16 protein-coding genes are annotated in these 24,636 nt (G+C 63.4%); 5 read left to right on the top strand and 11 right to left on the bottom strand.

The genetic code is table 11. The features are described 5' to 3' along the window. Positions 1–5: 5 nt before the first annotated feature. The 6 genes from C2R25_RS01505 to C2R25_RS01480 all read right to left on the bottom strand — a co-directional run bounded on the left by C2R25_RS01505 (position 6) and on the right by C2R25_RS01480 (position 8,718). On the bottom strand, positions 6–935 hold the full coding sequence (locus C2R25_RS01505; protein WP_103727537.1) for an electron transfer flavoprotein subunit alpha/FixB family protein: 930 nt from the start codon (positions 933–935) through the stop codon (positions 6–8). A gap of 88 nt (positions 936–1,023) precedes the next feature. Continuing rightward, entirely contained in the window at positions 1,024–1,773 is a 750-nt protein-coding gene (locus C2R25_RS01500; RefSeq protein WP_103727536.1) for an electron transfer flavoprotein subunit beta/FixA family protein, read from the bottom strand. A gap of 4 nt (positions 1,774–1,777) precedes the next feature. Then, positions 1,778–3,799 (bottom strand): acetyl/propionyl/methylcrotonyl-CoA carboxylase subunit alpha, encoded by a 2,022-nt coding sequence (locus tag C2R25_RS01495; RefSeq protein ID WP_103727535.1) that lies wholly within the window; start codon positions 3,797–3,799, stop codon positions 1,778–1,780. A 46-nt stretch (positions 3,800–3,845) separates the two neighbouring features. After that, on the bottom strand, positions 3,846–4,898 hold the full coding sequence (gene bioB / locus C2R25_RS01490; RefSeq protein WP_103727534.1) for a biotin synthase BioB: 1,053 nt from the start codon (positions 4,896–4,898) through the stop codon (positions 3,846–3,848). Further along, a complete protein-coding gene (gene scpA, locus C2R25_RS01485) occupies positions 4,895–7,126 on the bottom strand; it encodes a methylmalonyl-CoA mutase (protein WP_233203705.1) in 2,232 nt (743 codons plus the stop codon). Before scpA ends, bioB begins: the two co-directional genes overlap by 4 nt. 62 nt (positions 7,127–7,188) lie before the next feature. Continuing rightward, positions 7,189–8,718: an acyl-CoA carboxylase subunit beta gene (locus C2R25_RS01480; RefSeq protein WP_103727533.1), complete on the bottom strand. Its 1,530-nt coding sequence runs from the start codon at positions 8,716–8,718 to the stop codon at positions 7,189–7,191. Between the two features lie 106 nt (positions 8,719–8,824). Between C2R25_RS01480 and C2R25_RS01475 the strand changes: the two genes are divergently transcribed. Together C2R25_RS01475 and C2R25_RS20110 are read left to right on the top strand one after the other, a co-directional pair. After that, on the top strand, positions 8,825–10,234 hold the full coding sequence (locus tag C2R25_RS01475) for a short-chain fatty acyl-CoA regulator family protein (RefSeq protein ID WP_103727532.1): 1,410 nt from the start codon (positions 8,825–8,827) through the stop codon (positions 10,232–10,234). Between the two features lie 593 nt (positions 10,235–10,827). Continuing rightward, positions 10,828–11,262, top strand: a complete 435-nt coding sequence (locus tag C2R25_RS20110) for a hypothetical protein (protein ID WP_146049597.1) — start codon at positions 10,828–10,830, stop codon at positions 11,260–11,262. Positions 11,263–11,370: 108 nt separating this feature from the next. On the opposite strand, the gene C2R25_RS01470 is transcribed toward C2R25_RS20110, so the two are convergent. Next, positions 11,371–12,456 carry a MucR family transcriptional regulator gene (locus tag C2R25_RS01470; RefSeq protein WP_103727531.1) on the bottom strand — a complete coding sequence of 362 codons (1,086 nt, stop codon included), beginning with the start codon at positions 12,454–12,456 and terminating at the stop codon, positions 11,371–11,373. Between the two features lie 230 nt (positions 12,457–12,686). After that, positions 12,687–13,847, bottom strand: coding sequence for an integrase (locus tag C2R25_RS01465; protein ID WP_103727546.1), 1,161 nt, complete (start codon positions 13,845–13,847; stop codon positions 12,687–12,689). Between the two features lie 199 nt (positions 13,848–14,046). Between C2R25_RS01465 and C2R25_RS01460 the strand changes: the two genes are divergently transcribed. Further along, on the top strand, positions 14,047–15,237 hold the full coding sequence (locus C2R25_RS01460; RefSeq protein WP_103727530.1) for a hypothetical protein: 1,191 nt from the start codon (positions 14,047–14,049) through the stop codon (positions 15,235–15,237). Between the two features lie 36 nt (positions 15,238–15,273). Here C2R25_RS01460 and C2R25_RS01455 read toward each other — a convergent pair whose 3' ends face one another. The 3 genes from C2R25_RS01455 to C2R25_RS01445 all read right to left on the bottom strand — a co-directional run bounded on the left by C2R25_RS01455 (position 15,274) and on the right by C2R25_RS01445 (position 18,821). Further along, on the bottom strand, positions 15,274–16,287 hold the full coding sequence (locus C2R25_RS01455; RefSeq protein ID WP_103727529.1) for a ParB/RepB/Spo0J family partition protein: 1,014 nt from the start codon (positions 16,285–16,287) through the stop codon (positions 15,274–15,276). Positions 16,288–16,365: 78 nt separating this feature from the next. Then, entirely contained in the window at positions 16,366–17,571 is a 1,206-nt protein-coding gene (locus C2R25_RS01450; RefSeq protein WP_103727528.1) for an AAA family ATPase, read from the bottom strand. A 170-nt stretch (positions 17,572–17,741) separates the two neighbouring features. After that, positions 17,742–18,821, bottom strand: coding sequence for a replication initiation protein (locus C2R25_RS01445; protein ID WP_103727527.1), 1,080 nt, complete (start codon positions 18,819–18,821; stop codon positions 17,742–17,744). A gap of 672 nt (positions 18,822–19,493) precedes the next feature. Here C2R25_RS01445 and C2R25_RS01440 point away from each other — a divergent pair. Continuing rightward, entirely contained in the window at positions 19,494–20,330 is an 837-nt protein-coding gene (locus tag C2R25_RS01440) for a toprim domain-containing protein (protein ID WP_103727526.1), read from the top strand. Positions 20,331–20,379: 49 nt separating this feature from the next. Beyond that, the gene (locus tag C2R25_RS01435; RefSeq protein ID WP_233203704.1) at positions 20,380–24,591 is read left to right on the top strand and encodes a strawberry notch family protein; all 4,212 of its coding nucleotides are present in this window, start codon (positions 20,380–20,382) and stop codon (positions 24,589–24,591) included. Positions 24,592–24,636 lie beyond the last annotated feature (45 nt).

The following is a 24,636-nucleotide window of genomic DNA, read 5'->3' as shown; positions in this document are numbered from 1 at the left end:
TTCCCTTAAAGCTTGCTGGTCAGCTCCGGCACCACCGTGAACAAGTCGCCCACCAGGCCGATGTCGGCGACCTGGAAGATGGGCGCGTCCTCGTCCTTGTTGATGGCGATGATGGTCTTGCTATCCTTCATACCGGCGAGGTGCTGGATGGCGCCCGAAATGCCGACCGCGATGTAGATTTCCGGGGCGACGATCTTGCCGGTCTGGCCGACCTGGTAGTCGTTGGGCACGTAGCCCGCGTCCACCGCGGCGCGGCTGGCGCCGACGGCGGCGTGCAGCTTGTCGGCGAGCGGGAAGATCAGCTGCTGGAAGGTGTCGCCGTCCTTGAGCGCGCGGCCGCCCGAAACGATGATCTTGGCGCTGGTCAGCTCCGGCCGCTCGTTCTTGGCGAGTTCGGCGCCCACGAAGCTGGAGAGACCCGCGTCACCGGTGCCCGAGACTGCCTCGACCGTGCCCGAGCCGCCGCTGGTAGCCGCCTTCTCGAACGCGGTGCCGCGCACGGTGATGACGAGCTTGGCGTCCGAGCTCTCGACAGTGGCGATGGCATTGCCGGCATAGATCGGACGGGTGAAGGTCTTGGGCCCCTCGACCGAGAGGATGTCCGAGATCTGCATGACGTCGAGCAGCGCGGCGACGCGCGGGGCGACGTTCTTGCCGGTGGTGGTAGCGGGGAACAGCACCGCGTCGTAGCCCTCGGCCAGGCCGGCGATCAGCGGCGCGACGTTCTCAGCAAGCGCGTTGGCATAAGCAGCGTCATCGGCGAGCAGCACCTTGCCCACGCCGGCGATCTGTGCGGCGGCATCGGCCGCGGCAGCTGCGCCCTGGCCGGCAACGAGGAGGTCGACGTCACCCAGCTTGGCAGCGGCGGTGACGGCCGAGAGAGTGGCGTCCTTGACGGAAGCGTTGTCGTGTTCGACCCAGACTAGCGTCTTCATCTCACAATTCCTTTCAGCCCTCGCGGTTCGGTCGGCGTGTCTCGACTTCGCTCGACACGAACGGAGGTGGGTTCAGCCAAGGGGCTGATCAGTTGGCGATGCCCATGTCCTTGAGCTTGTTCACCAGCGTGTCGACGTCGGGCACCTTGATGCCGGCCTGACGCACGGCAGGCTCGGCGACCTTGAGGGTCTTGAGGCGCGGGGCGATGTCGACGCCGTAGTCGGCGGGGCCCTTGGTATCGAGCGGCTTCTTCTTGGCCTTCATGATGTTGGGCAGCGAAGCGTAGCGCGGCTCATTGAGCCGCAAGTCGGTGGTGACGATCGCCGGCAGGGTGAGCTTTACCGTCTCGAGGCCGCCGTCGACCTCGCGGGTGACGCTGACGGCATCGCCGTCGATCTCGACCTTGCTGGCGAAGGTGCCCTGCGGACGGCCCAGCAGCGCAGCGAGCATCTGGCCGGTCTGGTTCGAATCGTCGTCGATCGCCTGCTTGCCCAGGATGACGAGGCCGGGGTTCTCCTCGGCGACGATGCCCTTGAGGATCTTGGCGACAGCGAGCGGCTCGACTTCGGCATCGCTCTCGACCAGGATCGCGCGGTCGGCACCCATGGCGAGCGCAGTGCGCAGCGTTTCCTGCGCCTTTGCCGGTCCGACCGAGATCGCGACGATCTCCTCGGCCTTGCCCGCTTCCTTGAGGCGGATGGCTTCCTCGACGGCGATCTCGTCGAAAGGGTTCATGCTCATCTTGACGTTGGACAAGTCCACGCCCGTGCCGTCGGCCTTGACCCGCGGCTTGACGTTGTAGTCGATCACCCGCTTGACGGGCACGAGGATCTTCATCGGCTCACTCCAATTCGAGGATGGTTGCGTCGACCGCCAGGCTCTGACCCGCCGCGGCGTTGACGGACTTGACCGTGCCCGACTTTTCGGCGCGCAGGATGTTTTCCATCTTCATGGCTTCGATCACTGCGAGCGGCTGGCCGATCTCGACCTTGTCGCCTTCGGCCACGTTCAGCGAGACAAGCAGGCCGGGCATCGGGCAGATCAGGAAGCGCGACAAGTCGGGCGCGACCTTTTCGATCATGTGCGCGGACAGCGGCGCCAAGCGGGTGGGCAGCACGCCGACCTTGTGGATCGCGCCGCGCGTCGTGAGCTTGAAGCCGCCGCGCGTGGGTTCGATGCGCACGCCGAGCACTTCGCCGTCCACTTCCGCCTCGATCAGGCGATCGCCCGGCGTGTACTCCATCGCAAGGTCGATGCTCTGGCCGTTCACCAGCACTTCATCCTCGTCGATCTCGACTTCGTAAGCCGTCTTGTCGATCGTCACCGTCCACTGCGAGGGCGGCGCGAGCGGCGTTGCCAGCTGGCCATCGACGCGGCGCGAGCGGTCGGCGCGCGCGGTTGCGACGAAGCCGGCGACAGCGGCGATCTTGACCTTGGTCTCGTCCGAAGCGGCCGCCCCGTGGAAGCCTTCCGGATACTCCTCGGCGATGAAGCCGGTGGTCAGCTCGCCCGAGCGGAAGCGCGGGTGCTGCATGATGGCCGAGACGAAGTCGATATTATGGCCCAGGCCCTCGATCTCGAACGTATCGAGCGCGGCGATCTGCTTGTCGGCCGCCTCGTCGCGCGTGGCGCCCCAGGTCACCAGCTTGGCGATCATGGGATCGTAGAACATCGAGACTTCGCCACCTTCGTAGACGCCATCATCGACGCGCACGCCGTTCACGCCGCGGCGGCCATTCTCGGCACCGTCGTCGGTCCAGCCTTCCACCGGCGGCTGGTAACGCACCAGGCGGCCGGTCGAGGGCAGGAAGCCACGGTACGGGTCTTCGGCATAGACGCGGTTCTCGATCGCCCAGCCATCGATCTTCACGTCGTCCTGCGTCATCTCCAGCTTTTCGCCGGCGGCGACGCGGATCATCTGCTCGACCAGGTCAATGCCGGTGATCGCCTCGGTGACCGGGTGCTCCACCTGGAGGCGGGTGTTCATTTCCAGGAAGTAGAAGCTCTCGCCCGTCGGATCCGCGCCCGAGACGATCAGCTCCACCGTGCCGGCCGAGTAGTAGCCCACCGCGCGCGACAGCGCGACGCACTGCTCGCCCATGGCCTTGCGCATCTTGGGCGTGACGAACGGCGACGGCGCTTCCTCGACCACCTTCTGGTGGCGACGCTGGATCGAGCACTCGCGCTCGTTCAGGTAGAGGATGTTGCCGTGCTTATCGCCCAGGATCTGGATCTCGATGTGGCGCGGGTTGAGGATGAACTTTTCAATGAAGACGCGGTCGTCACCGAACGAGTTCAGGCCCTCGCGCTTCACCGCGTCGAAGCCCTCGCGCACGTCCTGCTCGGAGTAGGCAAGGCGCATGCCCTTGCCGCCGCCGCCGGCCGAGGCCTTCATCATCACCGGGTAGCCGATCTCGGACGAGATGCGCACCGCATGCTCGGTGTCCTCGATCTCGCCCACAAAGCCGGGGACGACGTTGACGCCGGCGGCCTTGGCGAGCTTCTTGGACTCGATCTTGTCGCCCATCGCCGCGATCGCGCCGACGGGAGGACCGATGAACTCGATGCCTTCTGCGGCCAGCGCCTCGGCGAACGAGGTGCGCTCGGACAGGAAGCCATAGCCCGGGTGCACGGCGTCGGCGCCGGTCTGCTTGCACGCGGCGATGATCTTGTCGGCGATCAGGTACGACTGCGCGGCGGGCGCCGGGCCGATGTGCACGGCTTCATCCGCCATCTGCACGAACGGCGCGCGCGCGTCGGCATCCGAATAGACCGCCACGGTCTGGATGCCCATGCGTCGTGCGGTCTTGATCACGCGGCAGGCGATCTCGCCCCGGTTCGCGATGAGGATCTTCTTGAACAACCCCGTTCCCTCCGTTGCGGCTGCTCTCACGAGCCGCGCCAATATCTTACTCGGCCGCTTCCAGCCCCGGCATTTCGAGCTTTGCGCAGCCCTTGGGCATGCGCTGTGCTTCGACCTCAGCCGGTGTGATGTCGATCGCCATCGGCTTGAGGCCAAGCCGCGCGAACATCGCCATGTCGTTGTCGTCGCCGGCGTTGGGCGCGGTCAGCAGCTTGTCGCCGGTGAAGATCGAGTTCGCGCCGGCAAGGAAGCACATCGCCTGCGTCATCTCGGACATGGACTCGCGCCCGGCGGAGAGGCGCACCATCGAGCCCGGCATGGTGATGCGCGCCACCGCTACCGTGCGCACGAACTCGACGTCGTCGATCTTGGCGAGCGGCGTGTCGGCGAGCATGTCGCCCAGCACCGTGCCCTTGACCGGCACCAGCGCGTTGATCGGCACCGACTGCGGGTGATCGGGCAAGGTCGCCAGCGTGTGGATGAAGCCGACGCGATCGGCGCGGGTCTCGCCCATGCCGACGATGCCGCCCGAGCACACGTTGATCCCGGCCATGCGCACGTTCGACAGGGTATCGAGCCGGTCGTCCATGGTGCGGGTGGTGATCACCTGGTCGTAGCGTTCGGGCGAGGTGTCGATGTTGTGGTTGTAGTAGTCGAGCCCCGCTTCGCTCAGCATGTCGGCCTGCGCGGGCGTCAGCATGCCCAGCGTCATGCAGGTCTCCATGCCCATGGAACGCACGCCCTTCACCATCTCGATGATGGCAGGCATGTCGCGGTCCTTGGGGTTGCGCCAGGCCGCGCCCATGCAGAAGCGGGTCGAGCCCGCATCACGCGCCTGCGCGGCGCGCTGCAGCACCTGCTGGACTTCGAGCAGCTTGGTCGCCTTGACGCCCGAGTTGGCCGAGACCGACTGCGAGCAGTAGCCGCAATCCTCGACGCACCCGCCGGTCTTGATCGACAGCAGCGTCGAGAGCTGGACTTCGGCGGGGTCGAAGCTCTGCCGGTGCACTTCGGCAGCACGGTAGACCAGTTCGGTGAACGGCAGGTCGAACAGCGCGGCGATCTCGTCACGAGTCCAATCGGTGCGCGCCTCAATCACTCGGCGGCCTCCAACTCGCCGACGGGCGGCATGTTGTGGCCAAGCAGGCGCAGCACGTCGGCGGCGCACTCGACCACGTTCGAGCCGGGACCGTAGATGCCCTGAACGCCGGCATTGCGCAGGTACTCGTAGTCCTGCGGCGGGATCACGCCGCCGGCGATTACCTTGATGTCGTTGCGGCCCTGTTCGCGCAGGCGCTGGATCAGCTCGGGGATCAGCGTCTTGTGGCCCGCCGCCAGCGACGAGGCGCCGACCACGTCGACCTCGTTCTCCAGCGCCAGCACCACCGTCTCTTCCGGCGTCTGGAACAGCGGGCCGGAGACGACGTCGAAGCCCATGTCGCCGAATGCCGAGGCAATCACGTTGGCACCGCGGTCATGGCCGTCCTGGCCCATCTTGGCGACCAGCAGCTTGGGCTTGCGGCCCAGGCGACGCTCGACCGCAGCCACGCCGTCGAGCACCTGCTGCCAGCGGCTGTCGCCTTCGTAAGGCGCCGAATACACGCCCTTCACCGGCGTCGGCTGGGTGCCGTAGCGGTTGAAGCTCTCTTCCATCGCCGAGCTGATCTCGCCCAGCGTCGCACGGGCACGGGCGCACTCGACGGCGAGCGCGAGGAGATTGTTCTCGATGCTGGCAGGCGCCGCCGCGCCCTGGCGCAGCGCGTCGAGCGCGGCCTGGCACTTGGCCTCGTCGCGCTCCGCCTTCATCTTGTTGATGCGGGCGATCTGCGCTTCGCGGACCTTCGCGTTGTCGACTTCCAGCGTCTCGAGCAGGTCCTCGTTGGCAAGGCGGTACTTGTTGACGCCGACGATCACGTCGTCACCACGGTCGACGCGCGCCTGGCGAGCGGCGGCAGCGGTCTCGATCATCGCCTTGGGCCAGCCCGCGGCCACGGCCTTGGCCATGCCGCCCTCGGCCTGGACGCGCTCGATGATCTCCCAGGCCTTGTCGACCAGCTCCTGCGTCAGCGCCTCGATGTAGTAGGAGCCGCCGAGGGGATCGACCACCTTGGTCATCCCGGTCTCTTCCTGGATGATGATCTGGGTGTTGCGCGCGATGCGGGCCGAGAAGTCGGTCGGCAGCGCAATCGCCTCGTCGAGCGCGTTGGTGTGCAGCGACTGCGTACCGCCCAGCATCGAGGCCATCGCCTCGATCGTTGTGCGGATGACGTTGTTGTAGGGGTCCTGCTCCTGCAAGCTGACGCCCGAGGTCTGGCAGTGGGTGCGCAGCATCTTGGAGCGCTCGTCCTTGGCGCCCAGCTGCGTCATGACCCGGTGCCACAGCACGCGCGCGGCGCGCAGCTTGGCGACTTCCATGAAGAAGTTCATGCCGATCGCGAAGAAGAAGCTCAGGCGCCCGGCGAACTTGTCGATATCGAGGCCCGAGGCCACGCCGTACTTCACGTACTCGGCGCCGTCGGCGATGGTGAAGGCCAGCTCCTGTACCTGCGTCGCGCCGGCTTCCTGCATGTGGTAGCCCGAGATCGAGATCGAGTTGAACTTGGGCATCTCGCGGCTGGTGTAGCCGAAAATGTCCGAGATGATCCGCATGCTCGGCTCTGGCGGGTAGATGTAGGTGTTGCGGACCATGAACTCCTTGAGGATGTCGTTCTGGATGGTCCCGTCGAGCAGGCGGCGCTCGACCCCCTGCTCCTCGCCCGCGACGATGAAGAACGCCAGAATGGGGATCACCGCTCCGTTCATCGTCATCGAGACCGACATCTGATCGAGCGGGATGCCGTCGAACAGGATCTTCATGTCCTCGACGCTGTCGATCGCGACGCCCGCCTTGCCGACATCACCGACCACGCGCGGATGGTCGGAGTCGTAGCCACGATGCGTGGCAAGGTCGAAAGCGACCGAGAGGCCCTTCTGCCCCGCCGCAAGGTTACGGCGGTAGAACGCGTTTGATTCCTCGGCAGTCGAGAAGCCGGCGTACTGGCGGATGGTCCAGGGACGGCCTGCATACATCGAGGCACGCACCCCGCGCGTGAACGGCGCAAAGCCGGGCAGGCCCGGATCGACCGTCACGTCCTCGGCCGTATAGAGCGGCTTGACGGCGATCCCCTCGGGCGTCTGCCAGGTCAGGTCCTTGCCCTTGACCTCCTTGTCGGCAGCGGCACGCCACTTATCGAGGTTCGGGTTGGACGACGGCTCGGGGAGCTTGCGCGCGTCCGGCGCGGCGCCGCTGTCCTCGCCCAGGTTCTGCTCGATGGGAGTATCGCTCATGGTTCTTCCTTAAGGCGCCCTCACATGAGCGTCCGTCCAAGCTCCGACGATGGCCAAGCCGCTCAGAGCGGGATGTTGTCGTGCTTCTTCCAGGGGTTCTCGAGGCTCTTGTTGCGCAGCTTGCGCAAGCCCAGCGCGATGCGGCGGCGGGTCGAGTGCGGGTAGATCACCTCGTCGATGTAGCCGCGGCTCGCTGCCACGAACGGGTTGGCGAAGCGGTCCTCGTACTCCTTGGTGCGCGCGGCGATGCCGTCCGCGTCCTGGCCGCGGAAGATGATCTCCACAGCGCCCTTGGCGCCCATCACCGCGATCTCGGCGGTCGGCCAGGCGTAGTTCAAGTCGCCGCGCAAGTGCTTGGAGCTCATGACGTCGTAAGCGCCGCCGTAAGCCTTGCGGGTGATCACGGTGATCTTGGGCACGGTCGCCTCGGCATAAGCGAACAGCAGCTTGGCGCCGTGCTTGATGATGCCGTTGTGCTCCTGGTCGGTGCCGGGAAGGAAGCCGGGCACGTCGACGAAGGTGATGATGGGGATGTTGAACGCGTCGCAGAAGCGCACGAAGCGCGCCGCCTTGCGCGAGCTGTCGATGTCGAGCACGCCCGCCAGCACCATCGGCTGGTTGGCGACCACGCCCACGGTCTTGCCTTCGATGCGGCCGAAGCCGATCAGGATATTGCCGGCAAACGTCGGCTGCAGCTCAAAGAACTCGCCCTCGTCCAGGGTCTTACGAATGACCTCGTGCATGTCGTAGGGCTGAGCCGCTGAAGGCGGCACGATGGTGTCGAGGCTGTCCTCCAGCCGATTCCACGGGTCGGCGCAGGGACGCTCGGGCACCTCCTCGCGGTTGGAGAGCGGCAGGAAGTCGAAGAAGTCGCGCGCCGCGAGCAGCGCCTCGATGTCGTTCTCCAGCGCCAGGTCGGACACCGAGGTCTTGCTGGAGTGCGTCACCGCACCGCCCAGCTCTTCCTGGGTGACGACTTCGTTGGTCACGGTCTTCACCACGTCCGGACCGGTGACGAACATGTACGAGCTGTCCTTCACCATGAAGATGAAGTCGGTCATCGCCGGCGAATAGACCGCGCCGCCCGCGCACGGGCCCATGATCAGCGAGAGCTGCGGCACCACGCCCGAGGCGAGCACGTTGCGCTGGAAGATCTCGGCATAACCGCCGAGCGAGGCCACGCCCTCCTGAATGCGCGCGCCGCCGGAGTCGTTCAGCCCGATCACCGGCGCGCCGACCTTGAGCGCGGTGTCCATGACCTTGCAGATCTTCATCGCGTGCCGCTCGGACACCGCACCGCCGAACACGGTGAAATCCTGGCTGAACACGTAGACGAGGCGGCCATTGATCGTGCCCGAGCCGGTGACCACGCCATCGCCGGGGATCTTGGGCTGCTCGTGCATGCCGAAGTCGACGCAGTTGTGCTCAACGTAAGTGTCGATCTCCTCGAAGCTGCCTTCGTCGAGGAGAACGTCCAGACGCTCACGCGCAGTCAGCTTGCCCTTGGCATGCTGGGCGTCGATGCGGCGCTGGCCCCCGCCCAATCGTGCCGCGGCCCGGCGCTTCTCCATTTCGGCGATGTTGGCTGACATAATCCCCACCTTAGCTTGTTACGCCAAGGATATGGCGCAGGCCGGAGATGTCCAATGCAATCCTGCAAAGTTGCAAAGTCCAGGATTGCAAAGTAGGTGCCTGCCCATGGCACAACGCCGAACATTTGCCGGGGCGAACCTGCGCGCGTTGCGCGCCGGCCGTGGCATCCGGCAACAAGACCTTGCCGCCACGCTCGGCATCAGTGCCTCCTATCTCTCTCAGCTTGAGAGCGACGACCGGGCCCTCACACCAGCGCTGATCGATCGGTTGCGCAATCTTTTCCCAGCCGAATGGCAGGACATCCCCTACGACCGTACGGCAGAACTCTATCGTGCGCTCGAGGAGGCCCTGAGTTCATCGGCCTCAGGCGCGCTCTATTCGAGCGCGCAGTTGCACAAGATCGTGGATCAATTCCCTGAGTTCGCGCGGCGCTTCATAGACCTTAATGGTCAGCACCAAGCCAATCTGCAGCGGCTGGAGATGCTCGACGAAGCGTTGGGATCCGGCAGCATCGCCGGTGGGCGCCTTCCCTGGGAGGAAGTGCGCGACTGGTTTCACAACACGAACAATTACATCGATGTGCTCGACCGCAAGGCGGAGGAGTTATCCTTGCAGCTTGCCGGCAACGATGCGACGCCATCGACGAACCAGATGGCAGGCTGGCTACAAGGCCGCGGAACAACGCTACGCTTCGCGCAGACAGGCCCGTTGCGCAGCTTCGACGAAACCACCCGAACGCTCATGATCAACACGGCCAGGTCACACGAGAGCAGCCGTTTCCAGATATCCTGGCACATCGCGAGCATTGCATTTCAGGATGATATTAGCGCAATTTGTGATGCGGCGGACTTCCGCTCACAAACGGCCAAGCACTTGCTTTCCGTCGGTCTGGGCAACTACACCGCTGGCGCCATCCTGATGTCGTACGAGCGCTTTCGCAGGGCGGCCAGACAAGTACGGCATGACGTCGACCAGTTGCGCCATCTCTTCTCCTCTAGCTTCGAGCAAGTCTGCCATCGCTTGTCGACGTTGCAGCGGCCCGGCGCTCGCGGCACTCCGATGTATTTCTGCCGCGTGGATATGGCGGGCAACATCACCAAGCGTCACTCCGCCACCCGCATGCGCTTCGCCCGGTTCGGCGGCGCATGCCCCCTCTGGCTGGTCCACGAGGCGGTCGCGATGTCCGATCGCATCCACGTACAGCTAGCGGAAATGCCGGACGGCGTGCGCTATGTCTCCATCGCCAAAGGGCTGATCAAGCACACCGCCAGCTACAGCGAGCACCCCAGGCGGTACGCCGTAACCCTCGGTTGTGAAGCCGACTTCGCTCAAGATTTCGTCTATGCTGATCGGTTGAACCTGAACAGCCCTCACGCATCCACACCGATAGGAGAGTCGTGCCGCATCTGCAATAGGACCAACTGCGATCAGCGCGCCTATCCACCGAGTGACATGGAGATCATGGTTGATCTTTCGACACGGGAGATCGTCCCGTATCAGCTGAAGCAACGGTAAACGGGTCCCTCGCTCTGGGTCCGGCACCAGGAAGCCGTGCCGCCAAAAAGCCTCATCGAGGCCATCGCACGGGGTCTGATCGATCGGCCGAGCACTCACCACAGCCGCATCACGGATCGAGACAGAATGCACATTCTGGCCTCCCCCGAGCAGAAGCACACGGCGTGGAGTCGCCGCCTTAATCCTCGCGATCGAACTTTTCCGCCGGATACGCCTGCAAGGGCACAAGAGTATGGCCGACGCCCGACAGAAAGCGGTGCAGCTTGAAAGCCATGAAAGCTCGATCGCGATCGTTCCTGGAGCCGCTCATGAAGATAAAGCAGGCCTTCGAGGCCGTGCGACACTTGGCAGTTTCGAGGCCGATCAGCTTCGAGCCCGTACGATGCGTCTACTCGCTGGCCAGCTCGGGCTTCCGCAAGGCGAGTTTGTCACCAGAATCGCTGTAGGCCCGGAGGAGGCGATCGTAGCGGAACTCGCCGCAACGGCGAACCAGTCGCGGAGGAGGTTGCAAGCCTCTATCATGAGCTGCGTGCGAGGGCGCGTGAGCAGTTGATTTGTGAAATTGGCGATCCCACGCCATACCGGCTCGGCTGATGACAACTGATCGCCGTCAAAACATCCTTCAGGCTGCCGAGGCGTTGTTTCTGGAGCGCGACTATGGCTCAGTGAGCATCGCCGACATCCGCAAGGCCAGCAGGCCAGCCCAAAAAGCAGCCGGTCAGTCCATCGCTGAAAAAGGAAGATGCTTTTCGCATTCGGTAGTTCGTGCGAGCTACAAAGGTCACGACAGCTTTTTCCCACGTGCCGTAATCCACAGCCTGCCCACAGCTTGTTCCCTAGCCTACGCTGCCGCTTGTTGGACGTGCAAGCAGACGGATTACTGTGGCGATGCGTCACTCTTATGCTTTTTTGGCAGGCATAAGCCTTCTACGGCATCAATCTGCCGAGGCAAAAACGATAAACGTCATGCCCTTTGTAAATCATGTGGCGTGCCGCTCACACTCTCACTTCAGGGCATTGGCGTGTAAGGGAGCTGCCGGTCGGAACTCGAGAACCCACCCGCGCTCCACGTGCCTGACGAGGCGGTACAGACGGCGCCAGATCACCGCTGCACCGCACCTCATCCAACTTTGACGCTACTCGGTTGGCTCGTTCCCGCCAGGCGCCGCGCTACTTGCCGATGCGTCGGCGCTACGAGCCATACGCTTGGGCGTCTTGCGCTTGGCAGGCGTCCTCGCCGACGAAGCAGCGCCTGCACCCTCCCCCTCTTGCGGCTGTGACGTGGCGTCGGTGCCCTCGACGCCAGACCCGTCGGCAAGAGCGTCTTCTCCCGCGCCCGAGTTCTTAAACAATCCTAACTTGGAGCGCCGCTTAGGCGCCTTCGCGGGCATGCTAGGCTCGCCAGCAGGCGAACTCGCAGCAGGCGAACTCGCAGCAGGCGAGCTCTCGGTGGCGACCTCCGCGGACTCGGGCGCCTCAGCTTCCGCCTTGCCGCGACTCGATCCGGAATCCTTCGTCGGGGCCTTGGCAGAGCGCTTGCCTGCTGCTGACCGCGCTCGCTTTTTAGGAGCTGTGGTCGCGTCATCCTTCGAGTTCTCTGCAGTGGTGGAGCCTGTCGTGTCAGTCGGAATATTCGCCTCTGCGGGCGCCGTGTCCGGACTTGAAGTTGCCGGTTCCTCTGCGGCACCGGTCTGCTCGCCTACTGCGCTTTGCTGCTCGCTCTCAGATGCGGAGGCCTGTGCCAAGGAGGGCTCCTCCACGTGAGCTAAGCCTTCTGTGTCGAGTTGGTCCTCCTTCGAGCTTGCACTTCCCTTCGCTATGCTCTTGCGCACCCCGAGGCCAGTCTGCTGCGCAACAGCACGGCGGTGCTCGGCGTAGGTCGGCGCCACCATCGGATAGCTTGCAGGCAGACCGTACCGGCTACGATAGGCGTCCGGCGTCAGGCCGTGGCTCATCAGGTGCCGCTTCAGCGTCTTGTAGGGTTTGCCGTCGATGAGGCTGAGGATGTGGTCGGGCGACGCCAGGCTCTTGCGGACCGAGACGGCTGGCGTGGCAACCTCCGGCTCGAGTTGCGGATTTTCGCCCTGCTCGCCCAAGGCATCTTTGGTAGACCGGATCAACCCGGCGAGATCTTCGGACGCGACAGTGTTGTTGGCGAGATAAACGCTCAGCAGCTGCACCGTAAGCGCCGCAACATCGTTTGTGGGCTCAACATCAGGCATCCGGCTTCCCTTTCACGCGCTCACGTGCCTTGTCTCAGCTCGAGATCAAGTACACATTTCATGGAGCCAACTCGGCTAGACCATGCAAGTTGCGTCTCCCAATGCCTTTCTCGCCTTTGAGAGCCGAGAAAGGCCTGACATGCAATTGCCAGCTGGCGAAAAACCCAAAGAACGATTGCCTCAGTTCGGTGCGGCCCGACGAAGCTCAAGTGTTCTGTGCAAGCGCGAACTCACCCCAGTTTCGCCATCAACCTTCCCGCGGCGCCCTGTTCGGCAGCTAGGTTGCGGTTATAGGCCAGCGGCATGCGAGGCGACTTCCAGCGCAGTGCATCCATGATGCCCGCCAAGTCCTCTCCGCTCGTAAACAAATCCTGGTTGAGGCCAACGCGTGTCGAATGCGCGCTGATCCCTTTGAGCAGTCTGGCCAAATCATCTGCTGTGAGATCGGGCAGAGCTCCGCGGCCGAACGCATCCCGAATTATTTTGCGATAGATTGGCCCGATCGAGCCAGGATGCAAAGCACCCTCGCCCACGTCGTACTCCACCCGCGCGGGCACCGCCGGCTTCGACAATGTCTTGCGCAGATCCCAGTGCTCCCGCCCTGAGAAGCTCGAGCTCGGCCGGCCTTTCACTGCGGCCCGTGCCTTGTAGCGCCGCACGTTGACCCGGCGGAAGATCGGCCCGCCAGTCAAGTTCGCGGCGTGCTGCCAGGCCGCGATCGCCCGCACCGACCGCGGTGAGAGAAAGGCGGTGGCGCCCTCACCTTCCTGATCGCCTTTGCTGCGCGGGACGATCAGCAACCGCGCTTCAGGATCGATCGCTGCGATGATGTGCTCAACCGCCACCGCCACCAGTTCGGACGCGCGCAGCCCGGTGTCATACGCAACGGAGAGCAATGCGCGGTTGCGCAAGCCTGGCAGATCCTCGGCACAGCTCTCGAGCAAGGCGCGGATGTTGAGCCCGCGCGGGGTATCGCGTGCGACATCGCGCACCGCGCCCTTGAAGCGCAGCGGACGCGCCTGGACCTGCGCGGTTCCTTGCGCCCGCCGGATCGCCGCCAGGCGCAGCTTGACCAACGAGGCTGCGGTCGGATCGGCGAGGTCGAGCAAGCGATGGATCTTCGCGATGGACGCCTTGTAGCGCCCGAGCGAGGCCGGCTTGGCCCCCTGCCCTGCCCGCGCATCGAGGTAATCGGCTACTGTCTCGGGCGACGCGGGGAGCGCAATCCGGTTTGCGCCCCGACACCACAAGTCGAAGGCCTCGAGGTCGGACCGGAGCGCGCGCAAGCTGTGCGGCGAGGAACTGGCGCGGAAAGCTTCGATCAGCCGCGCATCGATGATGATGCGCGCGCCTGCCTTCATTTTCGTGATGGCCCAGGAGAGCTCGTCCATGCCAGCCACAGCGGCAGCTTTGCCGTCTGCGAACGACGGAGCCGGCTCGAGGGAAGAGGCTGCACTCATGGGTGTTCTCGTAGCTCCGACGAGCTGAGCACGTCAACTATGGACTTGTGATAAGTGCAATTATCGAATGTCTTAAATGTAAACGTACAAGCGCTTGTGCAGCGAGTACGAGATACGTACACAAACTACGATGTCCTGCTTTCATCCCCTTGCCTCTGATGCAGATGCTGCAGATGCTGAGGTCGGCAATGCCGAAGGCGCATGCGCCTGGGCACTGGGCCGACTTGATGGGCTGATCGCAAGCCTTTCAGCGATTGAGGCGGCGCTGTTCGGCGCGGCGCTGCTGCGCGAGACTCTGCTTCATGCCCTACTGCAGGCCGGGTTTGAGGATGCGCAACTCCGGTTTGATCACTGGTTCTGCGGTCTTGAGCGCGAACCTCAGCAGACCGCCATAAGCCCCTGCCCGGCGCCCGCGATCGTCCGCGCTCTGCTGAGCGACTTGCGCCATCATCCCTGGGCGCCCCTAGCCGACGCCGCAACGACCGTCGCTGCGGCTGCGCGCTTCACGGTGGATCGTTTCAGTGCAGAGGATGACCGCTTTGCGCGCAATGCGCTTGTCCACGCGTCCGACCACGTCGACCAGGTCTGTCCGTCTACTATCACGTCCCTACCGTTCGAAAGCTTGCTGCAGCTAGTCGACCAGCTCGGCGCCGATCCGCTCTTTGCTTCGGCGGAGAAGGGGCTACGGACGTTGCCGCTCGGAGAGCGGCAGGTGACGATCGAACAGGCCGCAGCAGCATCTCCGCTGTGGGCGGTCGAGGCGACCATGGGCAAGGTCCTGCAAGCTGGTGGCAGCTGGTGCACCGCCCTGCCCTGCCCCGGCGCTATGACGGCCGAAGCGCTGCAACCGCACCTCTGGCCTGGTGAGCGGCGGATGGTGCTGGCGCACAATCTCAAGCGCACCGCCACCCGCCTCGCGGACCTGCTCGCCACTGCAAAAGCCCAGGCAGCCCGGATGCACAGCGCGATCGGGCATCTGCGCTCGAACGCACGGGCACCGCACGCGTGGAATGTGCTCGCAGGATTCGCCCCGCTTGGGGTTGAGCAGATGGTGTCGGCGTTTGGCGTCAGCCGTCGCGGCACCTACGCTATCGCTGATGCACTCGTCGGAGCTGGCCTCGCCCGACGGCACAAGGTTAAAGGTATGGTGCTGCTTGTCGCCATAGAGCCACACGAGCAACCATCGCCGCGGGATGACGCCCTTAGCCCCTCCCTCGCTCCGGCGCTGGCGGAGTTCGATGCCGCTATGGCAGCCGTTGATGCCCTTCTCGTGCAATCAAACTGCTGCAACTTGGAAAACAGCCTCCCGGCGAGCTGCTGATTTTGAGCTCATATCGGCGGCGAGCAGATGTCCCCTTCAGGTCCAGTGCTCTTCCAAAAGAGCGCGCAGAGCCTCCTCGGCATCGTGTCGAGACGCTCCTCCTCGGTTCAACAAAGTGATTCTGAGACCCTTTCGATCGTTCCCTTCAACTCTGAGTACCGGCTTGCCGTCGCCGTTCGATACCGTGATCGGCTTGCCTGACCTCTTGGGGGAACCTGACCTCTTGGGGGGGTCTACTGCTATGGAGAGCGCCTTTATGACGTCAACCGGCGCGAGCACCTGCCCTCCCCCTTCGCGCTCCTTAGCCAAGCTCTCAGCCGCCGCGAACGCCCGTGCGCGCCGCTCTTCCGGCTTAAGAAATCCTTTAAGGGCGATTGCGTTTCTGATGCTCAACTCTTGCGGCTTAGGGAAGGCTCTGGTCAACTCTTGCGGCAACCGAGCAAGATCGAGGTATCGCGTCAGCCAGCTCTCAGAGACCTTGAGCCGCTCCGCCATCGTCTTTTGACGGCCATCATAGTAAAGTTCCAAGGCGCGGAGATAATCGCGCGCACGCTCTAGGTCGGTGAGATCGTCGCGAGCTCTGTTCTCCAGATCGGCAAGGCGGAATGCTTCCTCGTCCCCGATCTCCCGAACATCGACAAGGAACTTGAAGTCTGGATAATGATGAGAACGGAGCCAGCTAATCGTCCAGTGACGACGCGCGCCACAGATGACCTCGAAGTCGAACGACGGATCACCTTGGATGCGCCGCACCACCGCGGGGATCTCCTGCCTACCCTGCGACTTCATGCTTTCGATCAGATCAGCACAGCGTTCTTCGTTCAGAAGCCCATAATCACGATTATGCCCCTGCCACATGCGGCAACGCGCAGGGTCTACCAATTCATGCGTGCGGGTCACGATGACGCCCGACGTCAGCTCTGCAAGCCGGTTTGATCGTCCTGTCAGCACATTAGCTGCTATGCCCGGACGGCGCTGGGGCACCGGCTGATCGGAGAGATCAATGCCAGCGGCGAGGTCGGCCATAAAGCCGCTATTCTTTCTGCTCATCCGAGCCTCCGTCTAGCTAAATTGCACGCGTGCAATTTTTTCCTGATCTGAAGTGCCGCTCATGTGATTGAGGGTAAGTCACGCCAGCGCGGCCTTGCGCAAAGACGCCTGGTGGCTTGGCCACATGGATCGAATATCAACTTCAATCTCGGAATTCACTCCGTCTAGATATCCTAGACACCGGTTTCGAACAGCCGAGCTCGTCGCCGGCCCGTCGAGCTCATAGACGGTCATCAGCCGTGCCGTGGCGTTGTCGATCTCTGCGGAATCCTTTAGCGGTGTTCGCACCATTGCATGACCGAACAAGGTGCGCATCAGGTTGAGCAGCTCCTTCTGCATCGACTTGTTGTCATCGACTTTGGAGCCAACGAAACGGAGAAACTGGAGCTCTGGAGCCAGCCCTTCTTCATCAAGCTGCTCGATTGTCTCGTCGAGCATCGAGAGAAACGCAGCGGTCGAGGAGAAGTCCATGACCGTCGGCGGGACGGGTACAACTAGCGAATTCGCGGCCCGGAGAACGGACAATGAAATCGCACCGAGGGCGGGCGGCGGGTCTAGAACGATGACGTCAAACCGATCAGCTATGCTGTCGATCCCTACTTTCAGGCGATCAAGGAGCTGGTGAAAGCCACCGCGCGCCATTCGGGCTGCAAGTTCATATTCCGAGTTGAACAAGCGCAGGTTTGCGGGGATCAGTTCCAAACCGTCAAAGTGAGTTTTTCGAAGCGCGTAATCGAGAGACGTTCGCTCATCCTCACGAAGGAACGGATAAAGCGTGTCGTCCTCGTCGAGATCGAGATCAGGCACATAACCGAAGAGCGTGGTAGCTGACGCCTGACTATCACAATCGATCAACGCCACTCGGTAGCCACGAATGGCAAGATATTGCGCTAAGTGCACCGCAACGGTGGACTTGCCAACGCCACCCTTAAAGTTCTGAACCGCTACGACGCAGCAGGGGTCCTCAGGAGCACGGTAAGGTCTAGTCCCGAACACACCTCGCATATCATTAAGCTGAGCGAGTGTATAACGCTCGCGCCGATTGTTCTCCGTTCGCGCAGCCTCTGGCAATCGGCCGTCCTTTTCGGCATCGCGGATTGCCGCTGCAGTTCGACCGACTAGGTCGGCTGCCTTCGAGATAGTGAAAGTCGGCTCGCGTCTCTCATCGGCCCGAGCGCTGCGAGCGGAGTCTCTTAGTTTTTCTAAAACTGATGAAGCTCGGTTGGCGAGCGTTGCAACCGAGACGAGACGCTCGGCTTCCTCGATCTCTAGTGCGCTCGACATCGTTCCCCTTTCGCAACTGCAGGGGTAGTACCGCAATTTGCGATTTTCAGTCAAGGAGCGGCTAATTTGCGAAAGTTGAGGTCCTTTATCGGCCCTCCTTTTGCCGCGCGGAGCCCCCTCCTGACCAGGTGGGGGGGGGCTGCAAATTGCACGCGTGCAATTTTGTTCGTTCATGGCCTTCCGCGCCGGTTGACCCAACCTTCACAGAACCCCTTCCAAGCAGCCTCGAGCTTTGCGCCGCGTAGCTTCTCGAGACGATCTTTCATATGCGATCGGAAGCCAGCGGCGATTAGATCGACGTCCCAGCCACCTCCATACTGCCGGGCAATCGCAAGCAAGTCGGGCTCGCCGTACAGAAGCGTGCCCTCTGGGAAACGCTTACCTTCAATCTTCGGCTTCACGATCCTCTTCTTTGCCGGTTCGATCGCTGAGGCGGTTGCCTCTACAGTCTCGACCGTACCTTCGCGACGAGCCTCCCTACCAGTCGAATGCCGACGGAGCTCCTCAACGGTTTCGATGACTTCAGGCGCTCCTTTCGGCTCAAAGCGGAACTCAAGCTCGGTAACGGTACGCCCCTGCCGAATCTCTCGCCAATCAACACGAAAGTGGGCTAGCTGGTCGATCTCAGCTTTAGCCTTTTGCAGTACCTTGCGACGAAGCTGCGCGAAGTCTCCGTAAACATCCGGCGGGATACCAAGAGCAGCCCGCAGGGCTTGCATGTCTCCCCTCCATGTTGCCTGCCGGCGATGCAGCCGAAGCGCGCCGAGTTCATACAACTTCAACGCGTAGCTAGAGCGAAAACCGAGAACGGCTTGTCGGTTTAGAACTGCATAGGTCTCCGATGCCTGGATCAGCTTACGGGCGTCCGGCGTGAATTCCCACTCGATCCAGCCTGCCTCGCCGCCATCTTCCTCGGTCTCCTCACGAGAGCGAGAAATTAGGGAGAACCGGAGCGTCGCTTTCTTCCCGCGCCATGATTTGTCGTCTATAGCAAAAAGGGTTCGGTGCAGTTCCTCAAGCATATCGCTGATGCGCTCATTACCTTTATGGCCTCGTCGGATGTCAGCCTTCCGCATCCGGTGTGGCCGATCCTCCCAAGCGTCACCTCCTGCGGTTAAGATCATAAGTGCTAGCAAGCGGGACGCAGTGAGACTCAGCGATTCGCCCTTGATGAACTTAACCTCGATGATGCTACCAGGCTTTGCAAACTCATCACCGCCTTTTGCCTGAAGCGCAGCCGCCACACGCATGGCTCGCCCAGGGGCGGTCGCAAAGCTATCTGAAGCGGGTTGAGGATCATCTAGCTTGTCAGGTTCAGATCCCACGGCATGCTCATTTGAGTGCGAGAGGCGAAGACACAGAGAGGTGCCTGACCTGACCTATCTCGTCAAGTCAGGTCAGGCCAGGGTCGGCCTGCGGGCAGTTCGCCAGCCCCCAAAAGGTCAGGTTTATCTGTCAGCTCTCTGTTACGTGATCCTAAGAAATCCGCCGAGTCGCAGCGCTCAGCGCCGATTGTCCCTTTTATCGCTATTGTTAGTGCCGCCAGGGATCACTCTTTCTTCTGTTTGGTCAAAAAGGCAGCAAATGCGCGGGCACCCCCGAGAGGTCAGGACCTCCCCGCCAAGTCAGGTAAATACCCCCAAAAAGGCAGGTTATAGCCCCCATGCGGTCAGCCAAACACCCCCATCGGGTCAGGATACAGGATCTATACGGCTGAAACTTCATGGTTTTTCGGGTCCCGAATCTGAATCTTCTGAATCGTGAATCCTTTCCGCTGCAAGCAGCGGCGTTATCTAAAATGATTACCATCAGAAGTTTCGGATCGTAGCTCCTTACGGAACGCGGCACCGTCCGCGAAAAGCGGAATTGTCTCGAGGTAGATCGGGAGAAAAGGGGGAGGGCGTTGGTCGAGGTGAACGACAATGACGCTCAAGGCCAACAGACCATCCCAAGAACTCGTCGACATCGTGGCCGGATTGCACGGCGAATGGCACGGCAGCTATGCGATGTGCTTGTGCCCGGCACATGCTGACGCGAAGCCCAGCCTGTCGCTCAGACAAGGCGATCGGGGTATCATTGTCCACTGCTTCGCAGGCTGCCAACCGTCAGACATTCTTCGCGAGTTGCGTCGAGTAGCGCCTTCGCTTGGCTCACCAATGCCGCAGTACCGGCAAGCGACCCGCACGCCGGACGTCGTGCGGATGTGGGAGCAGGGCGTGGGGATAGCCGGGACGCTGGCACAGCGCTATCTGCAGCTGCGCGGGCTGCCTGACGACCTGCCAGATATTCGCTTCCACCCGCGATGTCCCCACAAGCCTAAGCCACACACCGAGTACAAGCCCGCGGTGCTGGTGGCAGTGCGCGCGCGCCTGCAGCTCACGGCAGTTCAGCGGATATTCCTCGACCCGCAAACCGCCTACCGAACCGAAAAGGTCATGCTCGGCCGGCCAGGGCAGGGCGCGTGGAGCCCGCCGCTGAACGGCGCCAGGAGCCTGGCGATCGCCGAGAGCATGGAAGACGCGGCAGCCTTTACAGCGATGCACGGCGTCGTGTGCTGGTCCTCGCTTGGCGCAGAGCGCCTCCACCTGCTGTCCATTCCCAATCAGATCGACGAACTCATCATTGCCGAGGATAACAATCGTCCGGGCAGGGCAGGCGCGGAGCGCGCGATCGGCGCCTATCAGCGCGATGGGCTGCGAGTGTGGCGGCGGTCGCCGGAGCCGTTCGAGGATTGGGCCGAGGCGATCCAAGCCCGGTAAAGGGAGGGGGAGGCCTGGTGCTGGAATGAACAGCATCAGGAGCTCACCGGTGACCGACCTCTTCACGCATAACGATGACCGCCGCACCGCAGCAATCTACAACATCGCGCATCATATCGGCGCCGGCACCATCAACCGCAAAGTCCTGAACGCCGAGGCCGCATCTCTATTCGGAGGCACCAACGCCAACGGGCACTGGACTCAACGGGACAGCTTCGAGCTGCTGGAGCAGGGCTTGATCCGTCATGCGCTCGCGCGACCGAGGATCCTCGACGCTGGCGGGATCGCTGCCTTGTCCACGCTTGTAGAGGCGCTGCCGACCCAGACGGTCCGCAGCGAGGACCAGATCCGTTACCAGCAGTTCTCGGCGCCGATCGACCTTGCCGGCCTGGTAGTCCTCCTGGCCCAGCCCCGGGGATCGGACCTCGTGCTCGAACCCAGCGCCGGCCATGGCAGCCTGGTGGCTCTCCTGCCGAGCGTGAAGTCCCTCCACCTCAACGAGATCGACCCTAAGCGCCGCGAGGCTCTGCAGGTTCTTTTCCCGACGACGACGATTACCGGTCACGATGCAGCTCTGCTCGGCGCCATGCTCGAGCCGGGCTATGCGCCGACGCTCATTTTGATGAACCCGCCATTCTCGCGATCCGAGGGCAGGGGCGTCGACCAGTACGCCGCGGTCCGGCACCTGCGTTCCGCGCTCTCGCGCCTCGCACCCGGAGGCCGGCTTGTGGCGATCATGCCGGACTGGTTCACCGCCAGCGCCGTGATGGGCAAGACCTACGATGCGACGCTGACCGGCTGCAGTGTCGTCGGTTCCTATCGGCTCGACAAGTGCTACCACAAGCAGGGCACCAGCGTAGCCGTGCGGATCTACGTGGTCGACAAGCGGGCAGGGCACGCAAGGCCGAGCGTCATCGCGCGCAACACGGTTGCCGAACTGATTGAGGCGATCACCATCGCGCCGCGATCGGCGACTGGCGAGGCGCGCAAGCTCCAACCCGGGAGCGGGTCGAAGCCTAGCCTGTTCAAGGCGATGCGGTCGACCAAGAAGGCGGCGCCGGCCGCGCTCACCGCCCCCAAGCGCAATGATGTCCTCGCCGTCCGCTTCACGACTCTGGCCGTGCCACGCCCGCTCGGTCAGCAGGCCGGGGTCTACTTGCCTTACCGCCCTAGCCGCATCGAACTCCACGACGCCGGCATGCACCCGACCGATCTCGTCGAATCCGTTGCGATGGGCTCGATCCCGGCTCCCGTGCCGCAGTACGAGCCCACGCTTCACGAGCGCATCGTCACCGAGCGGCGGCTATCCGAAGCGCAGCTCGAGACGATCGTCTATGCCGGCAACGCCTGGTCCCAGTTCCTCGACGGCCGCTTCGTGCCCGACAAGGACGGCGTCGGCCTCCTGCACAGCGAGGACGGCCGCGAGTACCGTAAGGGCTACTTCCTCGGTGACGGCACCGGCGCCGGCAAAGGCCGCCAGGTTGCCGGCTGCATCCTCGACAGCTGGGTCAATGGCCGCAAGCGCAACATCTGGGTGTCGAAAAACGAGGCGCTGCTCGAAGACGCGAGGCGCGATTGGGAAGCGCTCGGGGGCATGTCGGCGGACGTGCAGCCGCTCTCCAACTGGAAGATCGACGAGCCGATCTCGCTCACGCAGGGCATCCTGTTCGTGACCTACCCCACGCTGCGCAGCCAGCGCCAGGACGCAACCCGGCTACGCCAGATCATCGAATGGGCCGGCGAGGATTACGACGGGGTGATTGCCTTTGACGAAAGCCACGAGATGGGGGGCGTAGCGGGCGGTGAGGGAGCCCTTGGCAAGAAGGACGGATCGCAGCAGGGCATCGCCGGCGTCCTCCTGCAGAACCACCTTCCGGACGCCCGCGTCCTCTACGCCTCGGCCACCGGTGCTTCGGACGTGAACAACCTGGCTTATGCGGTCAGGCTTGGTTTGTGGGGCCCAGGCACCTCGTTCGCGAACCGTGAGAGCTTCATCTCCGAGATCCGCGCCGGTGGCATCGCCGCGATGGAGCTCGTCTCGCGCGACCTGAAGGCGCTCGGCCTGTATCAGGCGCGGGCACTCAGCTTCGCCGGCGTCGAGTACGACATCCTCAAGCACGAGTTGCGGCCCGATCAGATCGGCATCTACGATGCCTATGCCGATGCCTGGGCGGTGATCCACCGCAACCTGGAAGCCGCGCTCGCGCTGACGGGCGTGGTCGACGACATCAGCGGCGATACCCTCAACAGCGGCGCCAAGGCGGCCGCCAGGTCGCGGTTCGAATCCTGCAAGCAGCGCTTTTTCAACCAGGTCCTGCTGTCGATGAAGCTGCCGACCGTGATCGCGGCCATCGACGGACACCTCGCCGACGAGCAGTCGGTCGTCGTCCAGCTGGTGACCACGGCCGAAAGCATCCTCGATCGCCGACTCAATGGCCTCAGCCCCGAAGAGCGAGCGCGGCTTGAGGTCGACCTGTCGCCGCGCGAGTACATCATGGAATACCTCGATCGGGCTTTCCCGACCCAGCAGATGCAGAGCTACCGCGACGAGACCGGCAAGGAATACTCGCGGCCGCTGTTCGACGATGACGGGCACCCTGTCCACAATCAGCAGGCGCTTCAGGCTAAGCAGGATCTCATGGAGCAGATCTGCGCCATGCCGCCGATCAAGACCGCGCTCGATGCCCTCATCGAGCACTATGGCACCGATGCCGTCGCCGAAGTGACCGGCAGATCGAAGCGCCTCGTCTCCCTCGCCGATGGCTCCCAAAAGCTTGAAGGGCGCTCAGGCCGCACCAACCAGGCCGAAGCCGCGATGTTCATGGCTGGTGAGAAGCGGATCCTCGTCTTTAGCGATGCCGGCGGCACCGGTCGCTCCTACCACGCAAGCCTCGACGCCAAGAACCAGCAGCGCCGCGTACACATCCTGCTCGAGCCCGGTTGGCGGGCCGATCGCGCCATTCAGGGTCTCGGCCGGACGCATCGCACCCACCAAGCGCAGACGCCGCTTTTCCGGCCTTGCACGACCGACTGCAAGGGCGAACTGCGCTTCACCAGCACGATCGCGCGCCGGCTCGACAGCCTGGGAGCTCTCACCCGCGGGCAGCGGCAGACAGGTGGTCAGAACCTGTTCGATCCCGCCGATAATCTCGAAAGCGAGTATGCCAAGGCCGCGCTCGTGACCTGGTTCGGCCTGCTCAATTCCGGCAAGCTGCAAAGCACCACGTTGCTCGATTTCGAGAGCCGGTCGGGGCTGAAGATCAGGACCGACGATGGCTGTCTGGTCGAGGACCTGCCGCCGATCACGCGCTGGCTCAACCGCATTCTGGCCCTGCCGATCGGCATGCAGAACGCAATCTTCGAGGAGTTCCTGGGTCTGGTAGAGGCCCGCGTTGCCGCAGCGCGCGACGCCGGCACACTCGACGTCGGGGTCGAAACCATCAGTGCCGACAAGGCCCGTGTTGTCAGCGATCTCGTCCTGCGCACTGACGAGCGGACCGGTGCCACCTCGCACTTGCTCTCGATCGAGGTCGAACGCGCGGTGCGGCCAACTTCGCTCGAACGCATACTGTCGCTCGCCGAGTTCTACGACAAGCCACGGTTCCTGCTCAACGCCAAGTCAGGCCGCGTAGCTTTCGCCGAACGCGCGCGCGCCCTGATGGAGGACAGTGGCGAACTCATCGAGCGTGTCACGCTGACCCGCCCAACCAGGTACGAGTACAAGATCGCCGCCGACCTCGCCGAGAGCGCGTGGGAAGCGACCGACGTCGACACATTCTCGCGGCTCTGGGCAGCTGAAGCCGCCGAGGCTGCGGCGAAGACCGAGACGGACACCATCCACCTTGCGACCGGACTGCTCCTGCCGATCTGGAACTCGCTGCCGCGCGACTACATCGCGGTGCGCCGTGTCGTCGATGCCGAGGGCAACAGTTGGCTCGGTCGCCTTGTCGACGAGAGCGACGTGCCGGGGATCCTGAAGACGTTCGGCGTTGCAAGCGAGTTCCAGGCCTCACCGGACGCGATCATGGCTGCGCTGGCGCAAAAGGGCTCCGCCGTTGTCGACCGGCCCTGGCCGATGACGATCCGCAAGAGCCTGGTGAACGGCGAGCAGCGCATCGAGCTGGTCGGCGAGCTCTACAGCCAGCTGGCTTGGCTCAAGTCGCTCGGGTGCTTTACCGAGATCATCCAGTTCAAGACCCGGATCTTCGTGCCCACGGGCAGGGCAGACGCGATTCTCGCGTCGATCCTCAAGGCAAGTTGAAGCGAGGAGGGGAGGGGGAGGGAAGTGGTGTCCCGGCAGAAGAAC

It is taken from the genome of Novosphingobium sp. HII-3 (assembly GCF_002916655.1).
Lineage (GTDB): Bacteria > Pseudomonadota > Alphaproteobacteria > Sphingomonadales > Sphingomonadaceae > Novosphingobium > Novosphingobium panipatense.
Note: the sequence above shows the minus strand (reverse complement) of the source record. Positions and strands in the feature narration are given on the sequence as shown.